We start from the raw sequence: 20470 nt of genomic DNA, 5'->3' as shown, positions 1-20470 counted from the left end.
ATTCAGACATTCGTCATTTCTATTCAGGATGAATCATGCTTGATCTACTCAGCTTATCAATAGCCATTGGCTTGGTTGTGAGTTTGATATTTTCCGAGACACTAGGACGCGGAGCCGGTGGCCTTGTGGTGCCGGGTTATGTGGCGTTCTATTTGACTCGGCCGACTGCAATTGCCATCACGCTCGTTGCGGCTCTTGCGACATATGCGTTCGTGTATTGGCTTTCACAGGTGTTAATCATTTACGGGCGTCGTCGGACCGTCTTGATGATTCTGACAGGCTTTGCCTTAGGAATGATCTTTCGAGCTTCGTTCGAGGCGTTGTTAGTGACCCCTGATCCAGCGTTGACAGTGATCGGCTATATTATTCCCGGTCTACTAGCGATTTGGTTTGATCGCCAAGGCATCTTTGACACATTGACAACGAGTCTAACGGCAGCGGCAATCGTGCGGTTAACACTAGTCGTGATTGCACCGACTCAGTTGATTGAAAACGAAGTCGCAATCGAAGAACGGCGCGCGAGGATCGAGCAGATGGCTGCGGCAGAAGAGTCGCTAGCGGACGAGACGCAAACAATCCAAGTGGAACGACATAACTAGTCACCGGTCAGCTCGGTTTCAGTTCAGTTTACTTCCCAAAATCTTTCATTCGAAACTCGCGGACATCACCGCACAGGACGCTTCTGATGCAAAAGAGTTATTGGACCCACCCCAAGTCATCACGAACAGTCGTGATATTGACATTCCTACTAGCCATCGGCGGTGTCGCCGCGGCTGAGTTTCTTCGCAATGAGCCGACCGCGACTTTGCAGACGCAGAAAACGGCTGCTGCGAACTTAGCTTTGGAAATGATGGAAACAGTCAAAGCCGAACGCGAGCGTCTCGGCGTACCCATTGATCCGAAAGTTGACCCGGCAGAATCCGGGATTATTGGTCTGCCGTCGAGTATTGTGACGAGCAATAATGGTCACCTACCTGCAAAACAAACGTCGGTCAATCCGAACTTTGCCGCAGTGCTTGTTGAGATGCTTAGTCAAGCCGGTGTGAAGTCCGGCGATGTCGTAGCTGTTGGTTTGTCGGGCTCGTTCCCGGCGATGAATATCAGCACGTGTGCCGCTTTGGAAACGATGAAGTGCAAGCCGATTCTTGTCGCCAGTGCTGCGGGTTCTCAATGGGGAGCCAATCTTCCCGACTTGATGTGGGTCAATATGGAAAAACGACTCCACGATGAAGGGCTGATGTCGTTCCGCTCGAAAGCTGTCTCACTAGGCGGACTCGATGACCAAGCCGCCGACATGACCGAAGAAGGTGTGGCCGCCGTTCGAGAGGCAATTGATCGGAGCGGTGTTCCGTTCTTGGAAACTCATGGCTACACCGATAGCTTGAAAAAGCGTCTGCGGTTGTACCAAAAACACGCCGGTGAAGAGCCGATCATGGCGTACATTAATATCGGCGGTGGTACGGTCTCAGTGGGGACTTCCGCGTCGAAGAATCTGTTCCGTGCGGGGGTGAACACCCATTTGCCCTCAGAGATGTTGCCGAAAGATTCCGTGATGAGTTTCTTTCTCAATCACGATACACCAGTGATCCACCTTTCACACATCGAAACGCTCGCAACGCGGTACGGTTTACCACTTCAACCGCAAGTCACGCCGGATCCTGCGGGGGAAGTGATCGAGGCACCGCGAAGTTATAATGTGTGGATTGCCGCCGGAAGTTTGCTGCTCATCTTCACCGCGATGTATGGCCAGGTCGTTTTTCAGTGGAGCCGAAACCGAACGGCATCCAAGTTCGCACGAGCCAACACGGAGGAAGTCCACCAAGCCGCATGATGGATGAACACTGTCTGAAACCACCCAGTCTTGAGTCGTGGTTTCTACGGAATTGAGTCAGGAAAAAGACCCCTCGATGAACCAACCGAGGGGCTTTTTTTGTTTGAAACGGCATGAAATCCAAGTTCTTATAGGAATTTGCCGATTAAAGAGGGTTGTCCGCGATGTTATCGTGTATATGATGGCAGACTGCGTTTCGCGCAGTTTTCAGGAAATATTCTTCGGAGTGTTCTACTCCATGACCACAAATTTGGTCACATCGACAGAACAATTTATTGAACTCGTTCGCGCAAGCCGGCTTGTTGAGGCTGGCCGAATAGAGCGTTCCGAAGCTGCGCTCCGGAAGGCTGCAACCGCGAAAGAGGCCGCCATTGCGTTGGTGAATCATGGTTGGCTGACCCGTTATCAAGCCGAACGGCTGCTTTCGGGACGGGCGCGAGGGTTCTTCATTGATAATTACGCCGTGCAGGATCTTCTTGGATTCGGTGGTATGGGGCGAATTTATATCGCCAAAGACACCACCACCGGCGAACAGGTCGCCCTCAAGGTGCTGACCGAACGGCACGAAGTCGATCCCGGTATGCTCACGCGAATGCAGATGGAAGCCGAAGCCGGGATGCGGCTCGACCATCCCAACGTGATTCGCACCCTGAAAACCGGTGATACCGGGGCTGTGTTCTACATGGTCATGGAGTTCGTTCAGGGGATCAGTCTGTATGAGGTTCTCGCGACGGGTGGCCCATTGCCGTGGTCACAGGCGAGTGATGTGATTGCCCAGGTCGCTCAGGGTTTGCATCACGCTCACCAACGGGATTTGGTCCATCGCGACGTGAAACCCGCGAATATCCTGGTGACCGAAGACGGACGGGCGAAAATTCTTGACTTCGGTTTGGCACTTTTGACGGATGAGGAAGACGCGGAGTTCTCGCTGCAAATGATCTTTGGGCACGATTGCCTGGGGACGGCAGATTACATCGCTCCCGAACAATCCCGAAACAGCAGCGAAGTCGATGCCCGTGCGGACGTGTATGGTTTGGGTTGTACGCTGTATTTTGCCATGTCGGGCAAACCGCCGTTTCCGGTGGAGGGCGTGCGGGCGAAGCTCGAAGCTCAACGGAACGAAACGCCGAAGCCCATCCAAGAACTTGCACCCGAGACCCCGCCCGCGCTCGCCGGGGTTTTGGGCCGCATGATGGCCAAGGATCCTGCGGATCGATTCCAGTCCGCTGACGAAGCCGCCGTGGCATTGCAACGCTTTGCCAAACGAGAGCCCATCGCGATTCCGTTCCAGAAAGTGTTGGCGGCTCGTTCAAAGGCGGTCCGTCGGAAAGTTGCGGCTCATCGGGCCCAGCAGGGGGGAAGCACAACCGGAAGTTCTGTCACCGGTGGTCCGAGAACGAGCGATTCCGTGATGGGAAGTTCGGTCATCAGCTCGCGTCAGCCAGGGTCGACGAAGCAGATGCACGAGGAGTTCGACACCTCCATTCAACCTCGAAATCCATCGAAAACGCCCACAGACCGACCTGTGGAAACCGTGGCAAGTTTCGCGGAAAACGAGGAACCTACCGACGGCATTACTCAGACAATGCGGGCGGCCGGCCAATCGCTGCCGATGTCGGTTGCGTTGTATCTCATCCCGGAGGGCGAAGAAACCGGGATCGGTTTGGTGAATTCACCCACGATTCTCGGGCGGGACCGCAATTGCGACATCGTTTGGGATCATTCGGACATCTCCGGAAAACACTGCGAGTTCCGATTTCAAAACGGTTTTTGGACCGTGACAGACCTCAAAAGCACTAACGGAATCGAAATTGACGGCGAAGAAGTCCACAGCCGCATGTTGCTCGCTGGTGAACGCCTGACGGTCGCGCAGATTTATCATTTCGATGTCAGCGACACCCCGTCGCGTGAGAAGTCCAACTCGCCGATCGGCAAATGGCTCGGCATTGCGGCAGCGGTTGCAGGCCTCGCCGGTGCGATTTGGTGGTTCGGCTTCTCCGGCTGATCTCGCCGTGGCATACATGTTCTTGTGAATTGGTTTTTCTCGATTACGACGCTTTCATCAGTGCCCAGAATAGGTTCCAGCCGTTGAATAGGGCGTGAAGAACCACGACAGCCAAGTAACTTCGCGTCTGTTGGAAGACGAAGCCTAGAATCAGGGCCAACGGCAGAAGTGGGATGGCGTCTGGCAAGCCATGAACGGCACTGAAGAGCACGGCCGTTCCGATCCACGCGACTCGTCGATTCCACCAACATTCGAGTGACGATTGCAAAATCACGCGGTACATCAGTTCCTCGACCATCGGAGCCGTCACCATTACCGCCAATGCAATCCACAGGATGGTGGTGCCGTCGGAGTTGGTTTCCATCAGTTGCAACAAGACGTGTTGATTCTCGGCGTTTCGGAACGGTGCGGTCAGCATCAACGCGGCGTAGACCGGCAACAAGCTGGCAACCGCCCCCAAGCCACCGGCGAAAAATTGACGCCCGAGTTCTCGCCGATGAATTCCCCATGCCGCCCAACGTTCGGAACCGCCGGTCCATCGCAGCGTGACCAATAACGCCACCCACTGCGCGAGTGAGAAGTACACCAGCTGTTGAACCCGGTGAATGGTGATCGCTGTTTGGGGCGTTCGTTCGACGATCGGTAATTGAACCAACAACGATTGAGCCGCAAAGAACAAGACGATCGCCACCGCCCAACCGTTGGCTGGCGTGGGATCGGTCGGACGGATCGCGGATGCTGCATCTCTCCAGCGGCCAGATTGCCAAGCGAGCAGAATCGACAAGCTCGCCAGCATCATCACGCCCATACCGATCATCAGTGGCCAAGGAATTGGATTCGATTCGGGCATGAGGCTTCGTGCGTCCGCGGGGGATGGGGCAGGATGCGGCAATCTGGTGACGAAAAACGGGATCGCTTAGCAACGTGGGCTGTCTCGCTGGACTCCTACGTTGATTGTGGAAACATCCCTCGAAAAATGCCGGTCGTGGAAATGATGCTGTCTTCTTGTCTCGATAAGTCGGAACCCGCTACAGTGGGGCCGATGTTAAGAGACGCGGAACCAGCACGAAAGGGACCGGCATGAATGTGCTGGAAAAGATTGTCGAGCGAAAACGTGAAGAAATTGCTACCGCCAAATCGAAACTGTCGTTGACGGAATTGCAGGCGGCCCTCGCGGACGCACCACCCGTGCGGGATTTCGTCGCCGCTTTGCGTCAGCCGGGGCAAGTCTCGTTGATCGCGGAAGTCAAAAAGGCTTCACCGTCTGCCGGACTGATTCGAGCCGACTTCGACCCCGTCGCAATTGCGAACACTTACGCTGATCATGGAGCCGCCTGTATCAGCGTGCTGACTGATGAATCCTTTTTCCAAGGCCACCTGGATTTTCTCCGCGATATTCGCCGGGCCGTCTCCGTACCGGTGTTACGGAAGGATTTTTTGCTCGATCCGTACCAAGTCTTCGAAGCCCGCGCAGCTGGGGCGGATGCGGTGTTGTTGATCGCCGAGTGTCTGGATGACGCCGCGCTCGCCGAACTCTACGGAACCACCCGTGAACTCGGCATGTCCGCATTGATCGAACTCTACGAACCGGAGAACTTGAGTCGTGTGTTGAAGCTCAATCCCGATCTGGTCGGCGTGAACAATCGGGATTTGAAAACCTTCGTGACTGATCTGGGTCACTGTTTGAAGCTCCGCGAGCAAGTGCCCGCCGAGACGGTCTTCGTCGGCGAAAGCGGCATCCGCGCACGGGCCGACGTGGAGAGACTCCAAGCCGCCGGCGTCAACGCAATGCTCGTCGGCGAAACCCTGATGCGACCGGACGACATCGGTGCGGAAGTCGACAAACTATTGGGCCGAACTTGATTTCTGTCTCGTGGTCCACTGACCATCTACGATCCTTAGAAACCCGAAACTGGAATCAAACATGTCCGTTGAACAGATTCTCGTTGTGCCGACAATATTATTTCACGAGATTGGCTACTTTCAGGGGTTCTTGCCCGCGACAACGCCAGTGGCGGAGCAGTTGCGGCAGACGCTGTTCGATCCCGCACACACCAGTTTTCGGCCCCGACCGGAAATGGAACAGGATCCGAGTTTCAAACAGCTCATCCCGTATTGCATCTTCCGTCACGATGGCAAGATCTTCTCTTACACCCGCGGCACGGCCCAGGGCGAATCGCGGTTACACGCCAAGCGGTCGATCGGCATTGGTGGGCACATTTCCAGTGATGATGACCTCACCGACGCCACCCCCTACGAAGTCGGCATGCAACGCGAAATCGACGAAGAAGTTTACCTTGAAACAGGTTACCGACACGAGTTTCTCGGGCTGATCAACGACGACGACAGCGAAGTCGGACGGGTCCATTTGGGTGTTGTTCATGTGTTTGATCTGGATGAACCCAAAGTTCGACCCCGGGAAGAGTCGATACAAGAAACAGGTTTTGCCGATCCTGACGGCCTGGTTTCCGATCGGGCCGCCTTTGAAACGTGGTCGCAATTTTGTCTGGATTACCTAATCTCTCTGAACGGATTTTAAAGAGAGTCACCAGACGAGTGGTACCAAATAACGCGTCGGGTCGAGACGTTGTTTGGGCATCGTTAAAGACAAAGGAGTGTCGACCTATGCAAGTTTCCTCTCGTGGGTGGTTACTCGTCGGGGTGTTCGGCGTGTTCGCCTTCGCGGTGATCATTTTCAGCGAACCCAACGTCACCGCTCAAACGGCCGCTACGGAGTCTGCGCGTCAGTGGACGCACGATTCGCTCGGGAAAGCCCTGTCCGATTTGGGTTTGAAACCGACTGTCGATCGCCAACGCTATGACTTTTCGTTCAAGGCGATGTATCAGGACCAAGAATGGGAATTGACGATGTCCGCTGTTCTCAGTCAGAACGGCAAATCGTTGTGGATCATCTCCTGGTTGGATGAGTTGCCCAAAAGTTCCAACGACGTTCCCAAAACCGCGTTGCTGCGGTTGTTGGCCAACAACGATCGTCTCGGCAAGGGCAAGTTCTTCGCCTATATTCCCGGCAACCGACGGTTCGTGTTGCAACGGGTGATGGACAATCAAAGCATGACGACCGCGAAACTTCGCGATGCTCTCAGCGATCTGGGCGGCAGCGTCGTCGAAACGTATCCGTACTGGGCCGTCTCGAATTGGAAGCAAGCCCAGGAAACCGCCGCCGATCAACCGCCACGCGAAATTCGTGACGCCTCCCGCGAAACGCAATTCTCGCCCATCAGCCGCAATTAGACCGGTGATCGAGGCCAGTCCTCAGCTCGTCATTTTGCATACCGCCGACTGTTTTAGTCGGCGGTTTTTCGTTGATCAAGGGAATCTCACACCCCGATGTATCGAGATGCAATCGACGCTCTGCTAAAATTGCCGACAACGATCATTCCCATGTGATGCTTCTCGAATTCGAAGACTGAACCCATGAATCCGCAGGACGACGCCCAAACAAAATTTGGTTTGGTGCAAGATATGTTAGCCACGCCGGAGATCATCCGGAATTTCGATCTCAACGCCATGCAGGAGACGAGCGAGCAAATCGCGAGTGTGGGCAAACTCTGGCTGACCGGTGAAGGGTCCAGTCGGTTGTTCCCGGCGAAAGGAGCGATCACGGCGGCGTTGAAACGTGGAACGAAATTGAATCTGCAAACCGAAGCCGGGCTGCAATCACAAGAGTATCCGCTCGACGATTGGGCGGTCTTCGCGTTGTCCAACTCCGGCCGGACAGCGGAAGTCATCGGGCTATTCGATGATCTGAAGAAGCACAACCACAACCATCTCTACAGCTTGACCGCACTTGCCGATTCCAAATTGGAATCACTCGCACGCACGGGGTACGTTCTCAGCTGCGGCGAGGAACACGCCGTCGCCGCGACGAAAAGCGTGCTTGAACAGGCGTTGTTCTTGAATGCCTTGCTGGAGCACGTGGACGGAGCTGACACGTTGGCTTCTCAGCAGGAATCACTCGCGGATGCGGTTCAGTCGGCGCTCACGTTGTCGTTGGACGCGGAAACGGTGGACCGCATCGCCAATGCCCGCACGATTTACTGGGCCGGGCGGAGCGACGGCGTGACGGAAGAACTCACGCTGAAAACCAACGAAATCACCCGCAAATCCGCTGACTTTCTCGAAGGCACTTACGCGGTCCACGGTATCGAAGAAGTGATGGACGCCGAAGATGTCGTCATCTGGATCGATCCGCCGGAGATCGCCGAGGAGAAGTTCGAGAAAGTCCTCGTCGATGGTGTCGGTTTGAGCGTGATCGCCATTGCGGACCGGCCGACCCGCTTCCCGACAATCACGATTCCCGCCACTCCCGCATACGCCGAATTCGTGCAGATGGCGGCCGGTTGGAACGTGCTGGTCGAAGTCGGGGTGAAACTCGGCGTCGACATCGACAAACCGACCCGTGCCCGCAAAGTCGGCAACGAATTCAGCGGGTAGTGGTCGAGTCCCGCTTGGCCTGATCGACGATTGTTCCATCTCGAAGTTCAAACACGACATCCCCCAGCCGATCGGCTTCGGTCTGGCTGTGGGTGATGTGCAGGGTCGTTACGCCGGTTTCACGCGTGATTGATCGCAGCAAGTCGCACAGGTTCTCGCGGGTCGTTTCATCGACCGCACTGAGCGGCTCGTCAAAACAAACCACGTCCGGCCGAAATGCCAACGCACGACCTAGCGCGATGCGTTGGCGTTCGCCGCCACTCAGCCCATGAGGCATGCGGTTCAAAAGGTGCTTGATGCCCAGGTGACTCGCCAGTTCCTCGACACGCGAGCGAATCGCCGACCGCGACCATCGACGAATTGACAATGAAAACGCCAAGTGTTGGGCAACATTCAGCGTGGGAAACAACGCGGCCTCTTGCGGGACAAACCCAATACCACGCTCCGCCGGTGGAAGATTCGTCACATCGCGATCGCCGAACACAATGCGTCCGGACTGCACCGATTTGAGTCCGCAGATCGCCTCTAACAGCGTCGTTTTGCCGCTACCGGTCTGTCCCATCAGAATGCCATAGTGACCGGCGGGAACTTCGAACGAGATGTTCTCTAGGCAGAACGAACCCGCTTGAATGGTCAGGTTGTCGAGACGAATCGTCATAACACTTGGTTCGCACGAGGCGTGAAAAGGAGGAACAGTGGGAGAATCCGTGACGGCATCGTAAACTAAAACGTTATCACGGTCTGCCCGCATTGCAAAATCTCAAGAGGTTGTCTGATGTCACATCGTCGCGAAGAAGAATGTCCGTCGGGGGTGACTCGGCGAGGGGTGATCAGTTCCGCATTAGCGGCCGCCGGTGGAGCATTTGCGTTTTCACAAAGTGCCATCGCCGGTTCAGAGACAACCGCAAAAGCGAAGTCTGAGCCAACCAGCGGCAAACAATACGCGATGAAAAAGTCCATCAATCAATGGGCGTTTCCCTATCCCGAGCGAATGGATCTGCGAACGTGTTTGCAACTCGCCAAAGACGCCGGTTTCGATGGCATTGAACTCAACTACGATTTGGAAAACGATCTTTCTCCGAAATCGACCACCAAGGATTACCACGCGATCCGGCGGATGGCGGAGGAGATCGGCATCGAGATTAGTGGCGTATGTTCGTTTTTGTTCTGGCCGTATCCGCTGACGAGCAACGATCCCGCCGAACGTGCCCGCGGTCGGGAACTCGCTGGTCTGATGACACAAGCCGCCCACGATCTCGGCACCGATAATCTCCTCGTCGTCCCCGGTGCCGTCCACATGCCTTGGCGAGAAGATCACGATCCGACGCCGAACGACGTTTGCGACCAACGTGCTCGGGAAGCGATCGGCCAACTCGTGAAACCGGCAGAGAAGCTTGGAGTCCACCTCAACATCGAGAACATCTTCTTCAACGGTTATCTGATGACGCCGGGCGAGATGATTGATTTCGTGGACAGTTTCGACAGCGAATTCGTCCGCGTGCACTTCGATACCGGCAACATCATGATGTTCCAATTCCCGGAGCATTGGATCGACATGCTCGGTGACCGCATTCAAAACGTGCATCTCAAAGAGTTCACAAAGAAGGGCACGGATTACTCCCTCGAGTCCTTCCGCACTCTCCTCGACGGCACCACCAACTGGCCCGCCGTGCTAGACGCCTTCGACCGCACCGGCTACGAAGGCTATCTCACCTTCGAATACTTCCACCCCTTCATGCACTTCCCCGAGGTGTTAATCCACTCAACCTCCGCTGCAATGGATGTCATGCTAGGGCGGAAAAGCGTGTACCAGTCGTAGGGTGCGTCGCGACGCACCTGATATTGAGACGGGTCCCGGTTTTGGTGCGTCACGACGCACCCTACGAAAACTTACGACTCACTTAGAATGGCAAATTGAACGGGGTTAACTCGAAGGATTCGGTGTCGAAGATGGCAAATCGTCCTTCGCACAACGCGCCGATGACAACGAAGTATCGGTCGTCTTGCAGGGTGATCGGGGTCTCGCCGTTCCAATCCATGATCTGGTTCGGTGTTACCAATAACCAACGGTGAAAATGGCCGGCGAACATCACGTCGTTCGGCACCGCATTAAAGATTCGATCACGCTTGTCCTGCCGGTCGGGGATACCATCAAAGTACCAAAGATCCGACAGTTCTTCGGGGTCAAGCCAAGGCTCCACATGAGCGAAGTAACAACCCTCGTACTCCAACCGAGGCTGCAGCGATGTCATAAACTCAATCACATCGTCGCCGTACTTTTCGCGTGACTTGTCCGTCGGTTCAAAACATAAACCAAAATCGTGGTTGCCCCAAACACCAATCACCCCGGCATCGGCTAACAACCGACAAGCGTCTTGGATTTGACACCCGAATTCAAAAAGGTCACCCAGGAAAATGACTTGATCGACCTGTTCATCGCGAAGGCGGTCGAGTGCCGCCTGCAATAGATCGACCTCTTCGTGAATGTCGGTTAGCAACCCAAGTTTCACCAATGGCCCCTCCGCGAAGCATTGTCATTGAGTAGACTGGAAGAATCGAGTGATGCTGTGATCGTCGTGCCTTGATTCCTAGCATATCGTTGGAGTTCCATTCTGTACACAACGACAGAACAACCCTATAGGTCCGGCTATGCCACCCGCCCGGTTGTCTCAAAACACTGGCAAAGCCAGTGGCACCCTGCCGTATATCAAACGTAGGCTGGGACAAGTCCCAGCTTTCGCTCGAATTTGTAGAAAAAGCTGGGTCATGACCCAGCCTACGTGACTTTGCCAGTGCCGTTGGGGTTTAGTCGAGGAAGCCGGGTGGAGGGCCGTGGATGAACGGGAGATCGGGGGATTGTTGTTGGGAGGGTTCACCCAGATAATAACGAGCCGACGACCATTTCTATTCGATAGCCCGTCGGCACAATCCTCGACGTGGGGAATTCTCGTGGATGTCGTCGATCGCATGTCGAATCGCCATGCTCACGGCTTTGCGTGAGCATGCGTGGTGCAGGGATCGCAAGTTGAATCATGATCATCTGAAGCGATGAGCATGGCTTTCGATACTCTTAGAAAATCACTCGTCGGTCACGCAGCCTTCACTCGCGCTTTTGACGTTTTTGATGTACTTGTAGAGGGTGCCGCGGGTGAATTTGTAGGGGGGGGCTTGCCAGTTGTTTTTGCGGGTTTGGAGTTCGGCGTCGCTGAGGTCGACGTTGAGTTGGTTGGTTTCGGCGTCGATGGTGACGGTGTCGCCATTCTCCACCAAGGCAAGTGGTCCACCTTCCTGGGCTTCGGGGGTGATGTGGCCGACGATGAAGCCGTGACTGCCGCCACTGAATCGGCCGTCGGTCAAGAGTGCGACATCGCTGCCCAAACCGGCTCCCATGATGGCCGACGTCGGCGTGAGCATCTCCGGCATACCGGGGCCGCCTTTCGGACCTTCGTAGCGAATGATGACGACTTCACCCTTTTGAATCTCGCCGTTCGCCAAGCCGGCGAGCATGTCTTCTTCAGAGTCGTACACGCGAGCCGGTCCGCTGAACTGCAGACCCTCTTTGCCGGTGATCTTGGCGACTGCTCCGTCGGGGGCTAAGTTTCCACGAAGAATCCGTAGGTGCCCGGTGGCTTTGATGGGTTTGTCGACATCGTGCACGATGTCTTGTCCGTCCGCCAAACCGGGCACGTCGGCGAGGTTCTCGGCGAGCGTTTTTCCGGTGACGGTGAGACAATCGCCGTCGATCAGTCCTTGTCCGAGCAGATACTTCAGCACCGCCGGTGTGCCACCGATAGCGTGCAGATCTTCCATCACGTATTTGCCGCTGGGCTTGAGGTCAGCGAGATACGGGATGCGATCGCTGACGGATTGGAAGTCGTCAATCGTGAGCGGCACATCGACGGAGCGAGCCATCGCAATCAAGTGCAGCACGGCATTCGTCGAACCGCCGAGGGCCATCGTGATGACCATGGCGTTCTCGAACGCGGCACGGGTCATGATGTCACGGGGTTTGATGTCTTGTTCGAGCAGGTTTTGAATCGCGGCGCCAGCCCGGTGACACTCGTCGATTTTTGCGGGGTCGACGGCGGGAATCGAAGAACTGTACGGCAGACTCAGACCGAGGGTTTCGATCGCGGACGCCATCGTATTGGCTGTATACATTCCGCCACACGCTCCGGCACCGGGACAGGAATTCTTGACGATTTCCTTGCGTTCTTCGTCGTCGATCGTCTTCGCGAGGTATTGCCCGTAAGACTGAAATGCGGAGACGATGTCGAGTTTGTCGTACTTCGCGGTGCAACCGGCTTTGATGGTCCCGCCGTAGATCATCAACGCCGGACGGTTCAGACGGCCCATCGCCATCACGCAACCAGGCATGTTTTTGTCGCAACCGGGCAGGGTGATGAGGGCATCGTACCATTGGGCTCCCATGATGGTTTCGATCGAATCGGCGATGAGGTCTCGCGATTGCAGCGAGTAACTCATGCCGTCGGTGCCCATGGAAATCCCATCCGACACACCCACCGTGTTGAACCGCATGCCGACGAGGTCCAGGTCTCGCATGCCCTCTTTCACAGCCATCGCGAGATCGAGCAGGTGCATATTGCACGTGTTGCCCTCATACCACACGCTACCGATGCCGACTTGCGGCTTGTTCATGTCCTCTTCGGTCATGCCCGTGCCGTAGAGCATCGCTTGCGACGCCCCCTGTGACGGCGGTTGTGTGATGTGTCGGCTGTACTTGTTGAGCTGCTGGTTCGTGGTTGTGTCGGTCATGTCTGGGCCTACAGAGTCTAGCAAATCAAGTTTTGTAGGCTGGGTCGTGACCCAGCTTTCAGTTCTGGTGTGGTCTACGAAAGCTGGGACCAGTCCCAGGTTACGCAGTGTCGAGATGGCATTATGGAGTTAGTGTAATCATCCCGCCGGATGGAAACCATACTTGGGAGGTTCGCGGTATTTCCCCCGTGATCGGCAAAGTTTACCGGATCGTCACTGTCGGCGTAACGAGTAGTAGTCGCAGATTCGTCGCATGAATACCGTTCCATGACGTTTCGAGGGCGAATGGATTGGTTCTCCGGGAACGATTATTCCGATCCTGATTCCGGAACCGTATTTTCAACCTAAGACGATTTCGCGTCTGGTAGGGACTCAACGGAGTTGCTTCGGTCCCTCCACTTGGACGCAATTCGCCGGACACAAGGAATATCACGGATGGTTTTTCCTCGACTCGTTGCGAGGCCGGCGTGGCTGCCACTGCTGGTTCTCGTCACGTTAAGTGGCTGTAAGACGGGACAGAAGTTGAGTTTGTGTTCGTTCACCAAACCTGCGAAGTCCTCATGTGCATCGACATGCACATCTGCGTCGGCCTGCACATCGAAGCCGAAAGTTAACGCTCCGGCTGGTTGTGTTCCGCTCGAAACATGGAAGAAATGCGGAACCCAATCCAAACCGCTGTGTGCGATGACTTCGGCTCGTGGCAAGAAAGTCAGTTGTGCAACGACCGCCTGCGGACCGACGAAAATCGGCTGTGCATCGAAAACATCCTGTGCAGCGACCTGCGTGCCGGTGCATAGCTACCCCCAACCGCAAGTGCAGACACAAGTTCGTCCGGAAGTGCGTCCACACGTGCAACCGAAAATTGTGCCGAAGGCAACGCCTCGGAAATCGGAACCAACACCGGTGGTCAATGATCACCAGCCTGTGAAACGGAAGCAGAAACGGGCACCCGCCGTCGCTGTGCCGAAGCAAGACAAAGTCGCGCCGAATTACGATGGCATCGAAATGCCACCGTTTCCCATGGCTCCACCGGCTCCACCAGAGCCAACCACAATGAACCATCAGGTTCCTGCACGGACAGCGTCGAACACGTCGCCGTTTCGTCAGGTGATTGTGCCGGGTCGTCGGTCGGTCGAAATCCTTCCCGCGTCACCCGCCCCGGTCGAAGTGTCCGTAGCGACGACCGAACCGGTTTCCGTCGAGCCGAGCAATCCTTTCGAGGAAATTGTCACTGAAACTGTGAGCCGAACCCAACCGGTCCCAGCTCCATCGAGCAATTTGTCCACGGCGTGGGCTGATGCGATGGGATTGGAAGACGAAAGCGAAATTCGCGAAACGCCAATCGTGAGTGAATCGCTACCGGAATTCCGTCGCGGCGACAGTCAACCGCGAATCGCCACACCGGATGGTTGGCGGGAAACCCCCGCTCGCGTGGTCGGCAACATTGAGGAAATCCCGGAGCGAAACTAGACCGGATCGCATTTCCAAGTTCACGCAATACCCTCGGCGTCCGCGTCGAGGGTATTTTTCGTTTATCGTTCCCGAATCTCGGTTAGCAGTCGTTCGGTCGCGTCGAGTTCCGCGCTCAAGCCTGCGACCAAATCCGGTTGCTCGCCAGGTAACACGTCCCAGGTGTAGGTTTCGACTTCCAAATCCGGTGCGTACGGAAGAGCGTTGACCGCATCCAACGCTGTCGGGAGCACATGCCGTGTGGTTCCCAGCGGGCCCACGCTCTCTGCATTAACGGGAACATGGTAGTGCACCCGCCACGTCTCCGCATTTGCAAATTCGCTTGGAGGAGATTCAACGAACTGGGAGTCCAAATCGACCACGCGGACAACTTTGCCGGAGGACAGACGACCCATCGTCTGATGCAAGTACCGTGGCTCGACGAACCGCGCCAGAGCGGCAATCGCGTCGGGATTGGCACTTGGATTCGGAATGTCAATCGCACATGTAATGTGGACTTTCACGATCCGAATGTCTTCGTCCGCGAGTTTGGCGATGGATGCCGCAATGTCTTCAAACTCGACGGCTTGATGACACACATCATAACACACACCAATGTGCCGATTGACTAACTCCAGCACATTCCGATCCGCCGCCACCGCCCGCAATTTCTGAAAGAACGCGACGGTTTCGTCGGTGGTTTCCAACAGGCAAAACGGTTCCGGCTCGATTGCCAGTCGAATGAGTCGTCCGGTTTGCTCGTGAAGTTTGCTGAGCGTCTTTGCCAATTCGATCAGCTGATCAATCGCCCGGTTCGGGAAATCTTCGGCGTACTCGAATTCCTTGAAACCCAGCGGGACCGTGGAAATGCTGCCCTCGCTGTTTTCGGGGAGAATTTGTGAAAGCACGTTGGCACAACCAACGGTGTATTCCAGGCGTTCCGATTGCGACCAGTCCGGCAGGTACACGTTTTCCTTCACGCGGTCGCTATGAAAATTGCCGTAAGGAAACGCGTTGAGTGTGTAGCAAGTCAAATCACGCTCGGCGAGTCCGGCGGCGAATTTCGCGATGGCATCCGGGGAAGCGTGGAGTTCGCGAATGACAGGTTCCGCCAACCACAACCCAGCGGCAAGCGGTCGACCAATCCGTGATTGCACGGGAATCGTAAATTGATCGAGTCCCGTTTCGACTTCGGCAACCGTCAAACCGGGATGGACGTTGGAGCAATAACTAAGTGGTCGTGTGCTGAGTGTCATATCGTGCTTCATCGTCTGAGGAAAAATCGTCAGCCCGACTATAGTTCAGCGCACGAAAAAAGCCCACCGATCGACGTCGGTGGGCTTTTTTATGGTGTTCGACTCGGCTTAGTAGTTCTTGCCGTTTTGGCCTTTGGGGGCTTCGTTCACAGGAGCATCGCAGCTGATGTCGCATTCGTTGTTGTCGCACTCGTCGGCGTGGTCGATGAACTGCGAACCAACCAACTGAGCTTTCAATTGACCGTTGCTTTTGTAGCTGCTGAAGCCCGAGAAGCAGTAGCTTTGATTCAAGTTTCCGATGGCTTCGCCGACGTCGTTGAGTTCGCCGACCACTGCGTGTTGCACTTCGCTGAGTCCGACGACCAAACCGATGACCAAAATCGTGGCGATCAGAATGAGTTCAGCGGAGACAATGAAACCAGCTTCGTCGTTCCAGAGAGCGTTGAGTGTGTTTGTCATGGTGGTGTCCTTCGCAATTGTGCTGTGAAAAGAGACTTTGCAGTGAGTTAAGTTCGTTGTCAGGTGGCCTTCGCAACTGCTCGCCTGATGGAAGTTCTTTAAAGCATGCGGTGTGCCAAAACTCGAAAACATCGCCGCGTTTTTCGTGGCAATTCACTCGCTGCGTTCGTCTCGGATACTCAGGAAACTGCGTTTTCTCCAGGCAAAAACGGGATTTATCCAATTTGCGGAAAACGTTCAATGTGGTTAACGATTCGCCAAAACACCGACACGAAACGTTTCAGCCACGCCAACTCGACGTTGCCAAAGCACCACGCGTGTTGCGACGATTCACCGAAGCGTTGCGATGTCGCCACACGAACGGCGGCGAACGATCAATTCGGGAAGTCGGCATGTTTTGCGAGTTGTCGAAATTGTTCGCCACGGTCGGCGAAGTCGCGGAACCAGTCGTAACTAGCACACCCCGGCGAGAGCAGCACGACATCGCCGACCAAAGATTCCTCGCAGGCAAACGACACCGCTTCGGCCAACGACGAGCACACACGCATCGGCAGCGATCTCGATGTGCGATCCAGCAAAGTCTGGAGCTGTGTTGCCGTCCGGCCGATTAACGCGACTGCCTTCGCACGCTTGGCAGCGACTTCGGCCAACTGGGTGAGATCGATACCTTTGTCCGATCCGCCCAGAATCAACACGATCGGATCATCGAACGACTGAATCGCTGCGATCGCTGACTCGGGAGTGGTCGCCAGGGAGTCGTTGAAGAACCGGCGTCCCTGACTTTCGACCACAAACTCCAACCGATGCGGCAACCCTGGGAACTTTTCCAGTCCGCGACGAATGGCAGCGTCTGTAACCCCGTCGACGCACCGCATGGCCGTAATCGCTGCCAACGCATTCGCGCGATTGTGCTGACCGGGCAATCGGAGTGCTTCCAGCAACGGTTCGTCAGAAATTTCAGGAGAGAAACCAATACGCCGTCCGTGCACCGGCCAATTCCTGACATCGGCATCGTCGTCATTCAGCACCGCCCGATCGTCGGCGGATTGCCAACGCAGAATCGTTTGCTTTGCCTCCCGGTAGTCGGTCAGGTGTTCGTGCCAATCGAGATGGTTCGGACTGAAATTCGTGACCACCGCGATCTCCGGCGAAACTTGCAGCCGGTCCAAATCGTGAAGTTGAAAACTGCTGAGTTCCAGAACCGTCCAGTCATTCGCCCCAATCGCATCGACTTCCGAAAGCAAACTCTGTCCGATGTTGCCACCAAGTCGCACTGTGTGATCGGTCTCGGAAAGAATCGCGTGAATGATCGCCGCCGTCGTGGACTTGCCATTGCTACCGGTGACGCCGATGACTCGACCGCGATGGTGTGACCAAAACAGATTCATCTCGCTCGTCAACACCGCCCCGGAGTCTTCAGCCGCAAGCAACAACGGATGATCCCGCCGCACCGCCGGATTGACGACAACGAAATCCGCCCGCGTGAAATCGGATTCGTCGTGCTCGCCGAGTCGCCAACGTTTGATCGGCACATCTGAAAGCCGCTGAATCGATTCGGCCAGTTCCGCTTCCGACCGCAAATCGGTGACGGTGACTTTCGCACCACGCTCACTCAAAAACCGCACCGCTGCCACGCCGCCGTCAAAGCGTCCCAACCCCATCACCGTGACTCGTCGATTCCGAAACTCCATCGCGAAATCATCGGCTCACTGGGCAATCGTTGCAACTCTGTTCCGTCACGGTTACGCTGGCAATGCAAAAGCGAAACCCGATGCGTTTGCGTTTTTTGTATGGTGCATGCAGCGAAGCGTAGCGCACCACGTAGTTCCCACATCGCCGATAGGTGCGTCGCGACGCACCCTACAAGATCCATTTAAACACCAAAGAGTAACAACAATGTTAGCGGCTGATCCGGTTTATCTGGGGTTGGAGTGGGCGGATTGGATTGTGTTGGCCGCTTACTTTCTGCTGATTCTTGCGGTAGGCTTGTGGTCGATCCGCAAGGTCAAGGACATGGCCGACTTCTTCATGGGCGGTCGGCGGTTCGGGCCGGTGTTCATGATGTTCTTCGCCTTCGGCTCGGGCACCAGCAGCGACCAAGCCGTCGGCGTGATCGCGGGCACCTGGCGAGCCGGATTGGCTGGCATTTGGTGGCAATTCCTGTGGTTGTGGGCCACGCCGTTCTACTGGATTATCGCCCCGGTCATGCGGCGTATGCGAGCCCTGACCACCGCCGACTACTTCGAACACCGCTTCGGCAGCAGCACGGCGTTGCTGTACTCGATCTACGGCATCATCATGTCGATCGTGTTCATCGCCAGTTACGTTTACGCGGCGGGCAAGATGGTAACGGCCCTCACCGGCGGGGAACTCGACCGCTTCTCACAACAAACCGATTGGCAAGTTCCCGAAATCAAGTGGGACAGCGAAAAAGGCTGGTTCGGTCGCGGCGTGTTGTTCCACATGAGCGACCCGAACGAACTCATCACCGAACTCGATGCCAAGCAAGTCCCATCACGGTTGACGAATCAACTCAGTGGATTCAAGAAACTTTCCGACGACCTCCGTGTGCGAGTCGACAAGGACGGCGAGCAATGGACGCTCTACGACGATACACGCGACGTCAACTATCCGCTGCGGTTCGTTGCGGCTCCGATGGTTGATGACCAGACCGAAGAAGACGATGGCGAAGCAAGAGCCGAAGCGTATCTGCAAGTTCGCGGGTCGGGTTGGCGGATCGTCGAAGGGTACGAGTTCGCGATTTTGATCATGACGTTTCTGTTCGTGCTCTACGGCATGGCGGGTGGACTCGGGGCGGCGATCATCACCGACTTCATCCAAGGCCTCCTGACGATTACGTTCTCGTTCCTGTTATTGCCGTTCGTATTCCAAAAGATCGGTGGGTTCGGGGCTTTGCACTCGGAGGGTGAAATCCGACCGGGCATGTTCGACTTGATCGCGAGTCCCGAAGTAGCGGAAACCCTGGGGAAAGAACCGATCACAATTTTCTATGTGATTATGCTTTCGATCACGGCGTTGACTGGAATCGTCGTGCAACCGCACATCATGGGCGTCTGTGGAGCAGGGAAAACCGAGTTCGAAGGCCGTTTCGGATTCACCTTCGGTAACTTCCTGAAACGGATTTGCACAGTCGCTTGGACACTGACGGGATTGGCATGTGTCGTGTGGTATCTGGGTTCGAACAGCCCGCTGCCACACGCCGACAAACCTGCCAATGATGCCGCGGAATTTGCGGAGCTTTCCCCAGAGGAGCAGACGAGAGTTCTTCACGATCGCCAACTCCACGCCGATCTCACGTTGGCCGCGTCTCCGGAACTGCAAGATCAACCCGAAGCTCGTCGTAAAGAGATTCAAGACATCGAAGCCGAGTTCGCTGACGGTTTGTTCGGACGAGCGGCGTATGAAGTGCTGCCCACGATTGCACCTGGTCTGGTCGGGTTGTTGCTCGCTTCACTATTGGCGGCGGTGATGAGTTCCGGCGACGCGCAAATGGTGGTTTCGAGCGGCTTGTTTACCGAGAACATTTATCGTCGGTATATGGCGAAGAATCGATCCGAAAAACATTACCTGTGGGTCGGACGTTTGGCGGGTTTGATCATCGTCAGCACGGCACTGGTGTTGCAAGCATCGTTCCGAGACATCATTAACGCCCTGCAAATCGTGATCAAAACGCCGGCGGCGATCGGGCTGAGTTTGTGGATCGGCATCATGTGGCGTGGATGGACGGCGGCCGCAGTGTGGGTGTCGACGTTGGTCTCCGCGTCAGCGTGGGCACTCGTGGCCTTCCAACCGAATTTGGTACACGATTGGGGGCTGCCGGATGCGATGTTCCGCTTCAACGCTGTCGGCCAACCCACCGCGATGACGGACGCCTGGCAGATGGTGTTCTATCTCTCGGCGGGGGTGCTGGCGGGACTCATCACAAGTTTCCTCACTCGGCGACCGCCGCAAGAGAAACTCGATCACTTTTTCCGTCTACTGCACACACCGGTCAAACCGAACGAAGAAGTTCCCGGGCCGTGTCAGTTGCCGGAAGACCCACTGCCACCCAACGAAAAACTCCTCAACATCGGCGATATCGAACTTCCCAAGCCAACATTGATTGGCTTGGGCGGATTCATCATCGCTTGGATACTCGCTGGTTTGCTGGTGTGGACCACATCACTGCTGGCCCGGGTGTTGTGATACTTCACATTTCAGACGAAACGCAGCGTGCCA

General features: G+C 55.7%; 17 protein-coding genes. 10 read left to right on the top strand and 7 right to left on the bottom strand.

Annotated elements, in window-relative coordinates; translation table 11 throughout:
• Positions 1 to 35 precede the first annotated feature (35 nt).
• The 3 genes from pgsC to G6R38_RS21175 all read left to right on the top strand — a co-directional run bounded on the left by pgsC (position 36) and on the right by G6R38_RS21175 (position 3836).
• On the top strand, positions 36 to 599 hold the full coding sequence (gene pgsC / locus G6R38_RS21185; protein WP_166830783.1) for a poly-gamma-glutamate biosynthesis protein PgsC: 564 nt from the start codon (positions 36 to 38) through the stop codon (positions 597 to 599).
• Positions 600 to 685: 86 nt separating this feature from the next.
• Positions 686 to 1831, top strand: a complete 1146-nt coding sequence (gene pgsW, locus G6R38_RS21180; protein WP_166830782.1) for a poly-gamma-glutamate system protein — start codon at positions 686 to 688, stop codon at positions 1829 to 1831.
• A 238-nt stretch (positions 1832 to 2069) separates the two neighbouring features.
• Positions 2070 to 3836, top strand: coding sequence for a protein kinase domain-containing protein (locus G6R38_RS21175; protein ID WP_166830781.1), 1767 nt, complete (start codon positions 2070 to 2072; stop codon positions 3834 to 3836).
• Between the two features lie 43 nt (positions 3837 to 3879).
• Here G6R38_RS21175 and G6R38_RS21170 read toward each other — a convergent pair whose 3' ends face one another.
• A complete protein-coding gene (locus G6R38_RS21170) occupies positions 3880 to 4686 on the bottom strand; it encodes a CPBP family intramembrane glutamic endopeptidase (RefSeq protein ID WP_166830780.1) in 807 nt (268 codons plus the stop codon).
• 230 nt (positions 4687 to 4916) lie between these two features.
• On the opposite strand from G6R38_RS21170, the gene trpC reads away from it, so the two are divergent.
• From trpC to G6R38_RS21150, 4 genes are all read left to right on the top strand, one after another.
• Complete coding sequence (trpC, locus tag G6R38_RS21165) at positions 4917 to 5699, top strand: indole-3-glycerol phosphate synthase TrpC (protein ID WP_166830779.1); 783 nt, start codon at positions 4917 to 4919, stop codon at positions 5697 to 5699.
• A 61-nt stretch (positions 5700 to 5760) separates the two neighbouring features.
• Positions 5761 to 6375, top strand: coding sequence for a phosphoesterase (locus tag G6R38_RS21160; RefSeq protein ID WP_166830778.1), 615 nt, complete (start codon positions 5761 to 5763; stop codon positions 6373 to 6375).
• A gap of 86 nt (positions 6376 to 6461) precedes the next feature.
• Positions 6462 to 7088, top strand: a complete 627-nt coding sequence (locus tag G6R38_RS21155) for a type III secretion system chaperone (RefSeq protein WP_166830777.1) — start codon at positions 6462 to 6464, stop codon at positions 7086 to 7088.
• A gap of 183 nt (positions 7089 to 7271) precedes the next feature.
• On the top strand, positions 7272 to 8291 hold the full coding sequence (locus G6R38_RS21150) for an SIS domain-containing protein (RefSeq protein ID WP_166830776.1): 1020 nt from the start codon (positions 7272 to 7274) through the stop codon (positions 8289 to 8291).
• Here the strand turns inward: G6R38_RS21150 and G6R38_RS21145 are convergent.
• Positions 8281 to 8949 carry an ABC transporter ATP-binding protein gene (locus G6R38_RS21145; RefSeq protein ID WP_166830775.1) on the bottom strand — a complete coding sequence of 223 codons (669 nt, stop codon included), beginning with the start codon at positions 8947 to 8949 and terminating at the stop codon, positions 8281 to 8283. The genes G6R38_RS21150 and G6R38_RS21145 overlap by 11 nt on opposite strands.
• A 117-nt stretch (positions 8950 to 9066) precedes the next feature.
• Here G6R38_RS21145 and G6R38_RS21140 point away from each other — a divergent pair, with 117 nt between their 5' ends.
• A complete protein-coding gene (locus G6R38_RS21140) occupies positions 9067 to 10110 on the top strand; it encodes a sugar phosphate isomerase/epimerase family protein (RefSeq protein ID WP_166830774.1) in 1044 nt (347 codons plus the stop codon).
• 82 nt (positions 10111 to 10192) lie between these two features.
• Here the strand turns inward: G6R38_RS21140 and G6R38_RS21135 are convergent, their stop codons facing one another.
• Both G6R38_RS21135 and ilvD read right to left on the bottom strand, forming a co-directional pair.
• Positions 10193 to 10801, bottom strand: coding sequence for a metallophosphoesterase family protein (locus tag G6R38_RS21135; RefSeq protein ID WP_166830773.1), 609 nt, complete (start codon positions 10799 to 10801; stop codon positions 10193 to 10195).
• A gap of 568 nt (positions 10802 to 11369) precedes the next feature.
• Entirely contained in the window at positions 11370 to 13067 is a 1698-nt protein-coding gene (ilvD, locus tag G6R38_RS21130; protein WP_166830772.1) for a dihydroxy-acid dehydratase, read from the bottom strand.
• Positions 13068 to 13502: 435 nt separating this feature from the next.
• Here ilvD and G6R38_RS21125 point away from each other — a divergent pair, with 435 nt between their 5' ends.
• The gene (locus tag G6R38_RS21125) at positions 13503 to 14537 is read left to right on the top strand and encodes a hypothetical protein (protein ID WP_166830771.1); all 1035 of its coding nucleotides are present in this window, start codon (positions 13503 to 13505) and stop codon (positions 14535 to 14537) included.
• Between the two features lie 62 nt (positions 14538 to 14599).
• Here G6R38_RS21125 and eboE read toward each other — a convergent pair whose 3' ends face one another.
• The 3 genes from eboE to murD all read right to left on the bottom strand — a co-directional run bounded on the left by eboE (position 14600) and on the right by murD (position 17922).
• A complete protein-coding gene (gene eboE, locus G6R38_RS21120; protein WP_166830770.1) occupies positions 14600 to 15772 on the bottom strand; it encodes a metabolite traffic protein EboE in 1173 nt (390 codons plus the stop codon).
• 108 nt (positions 15773 to 15880) lie between these two features.
• Positions 15881 to 16231 carry a hypothetical protein gene (locus G6R38_RS21115; RefSeq protein ID WP_166830769.1) on the bottom strand — a complete coding sequence of 117 codons (351 nt, stop codon included), beginning with the start codon at positions 16229 to 16231 and terminating at the stop codon, positions 15881 to 15883.
• Positions 16232 to 16605: 374 nt separating this feature from the next.
• Entirely contained in the window at positions 16606 to 17922 is a 1317-nt protein-coding gene (gene murD, locus G6R38_RS21110; protein ID WP_166830768.1) for a UDP-N-acetylmuramoyl-L-alanine--D-glutamate ligase, read from the bottom strand.
• Positions 17923 to 18127: 205 nt separating this feature from the next.
• On the opposite strand from murD, the gene G6R38_RS21105 reads away from it, so the two are divergent.
• Positions 18128 to 20437, top strand: coding sequence for a sodium:solute symporter family protein (locus G6R38_RS21105; RefSeq protein ID WP_166830767.1), 2310 nt, complete (start codon positions 18128 to 18130; stop codon positions 20435 to 20437).
• Positions 20438 to 20470 lie beyond the last annotated feature (33 nt).

The sequence above is a fragment of the Thalassoroseus pseudoceratinae genome (genome assembly GCF_011634775.1).
Taxonomy (GTDB): domain Bacteria; phylum Planctomycetota; class Planctomycetia; order Planctomycetales; family Planctomycetaceae; genus Thalassoroseus; species Thalassoroseus pseudoceratinae.
The sequence above is the reverse complement of the archived record's forward strand: the minus strand, read 5'-3'. Positions and strand labels throughout refer to the sequence as shown.

Coding starts and splice junctions, on each gene's coding strand:
- pgsC (WP_166830783.1), top strand. CDS start 36: ATGCTTGATCTACTCAGCTTATCAATAGCCATTGGCTTGGTTGTGAGT.
- eboE (WP_166830770.1), bottom strand. CDS start 15,772: ATGACACTCAGCACACGACCACTTAGTTATTGCTCCAACGTCCATCCC.
- G6R38_RS21115 (WP_166830769.1), bottom strand. CDS start 16,231: ATGACAAACACACTCAACGCTCTCTGGAACGACGAAGCTGGTTTCATT.
- G6R38_RS21155 (WP_166830777.1), top strand. CDS start 6,462: ATGCAAGTTTCCTCTCGTGGGTGGTTACTCGTCGGGGTGTTCGGCGTG.
- G6R38_RS21145 (WP_166830775.1), bottom strand. CDS start 8,949: ATGACGATTCGTCTCGACAACCTGACCATTCAAGCGGGTTCGTTCTGC.
- G6R38_RS21105 (WP_166830767.1), top strand. CDS start 18,128: ATGTTAGCGGCTGATCCGGTTTATCTGGGGTTGGAGTGGGCGGATTGG.
- trpC (WP_166830779.1), top strand. CDS start 4,917: ATGAATGTGCTGGAAAAGATTGTCGAGCGAAAACGTGAAGAAATTGCT.
- G6R38_RS21170 (WP_166830780.1), bottom strand. CDS start 4,686: ATGCCCGAATCGAATCCAATTCCTTGGCCACTGATGATCGGTATGGGC.
- pgsW (WP_166830782.1), top strand. CDS start 686: ATGCAAAAGAGTTATTGGACCCACCCCAAGTCATCACGAACAGTCGTG.
- G6R38_RS21150 (WP_166830776.1), top strand. CDS start 7,272: ATGAATCCGCAGGACGACGCCCAAACAAAATTTGGTTTGGTGCAAGAT.
- murD (WP_166830768.1), bottom strand. CDS start 17,922: ATGGAGTTTCGGAATCGACGAGTCACGGTGATGGGGTTGGGACGCTTT.
- G6R38_RS21140 (WP_166830774.1), top strand. CDS start 9,067: ATGTCACATCGTCGCGAAGAAGAATGTCCGTCGGGGGTGACTCGGCGA.
- G6R38_RS21175 (WP_166830781.1), top strand. CDS start 2,070: ATGACCACAAATTTGGTCACATCGACAGAACAATTTATTGAACTCGTT.
- G6R38_RS21160 (WP_166830778.1), top strand. CDS start 5,761: ATGTCCGTTGAACAGATTCTCGTTGTGCCGACAATATTATTTCACGAG.
- ilvD (WP_166830772.1), bottom strand. CDS start 13,067: ATGACCGACACAACCACGAACCAGCAGCTCAACAAGTACAGCCGACAC.
- G6R38_RS21125 (WP_166830771.1), top strand. CDS start 13,503: ATGGTTTTTCCTCGACTCGTTGCGAGGCCGGCGTGGCTGCCACTGCTG.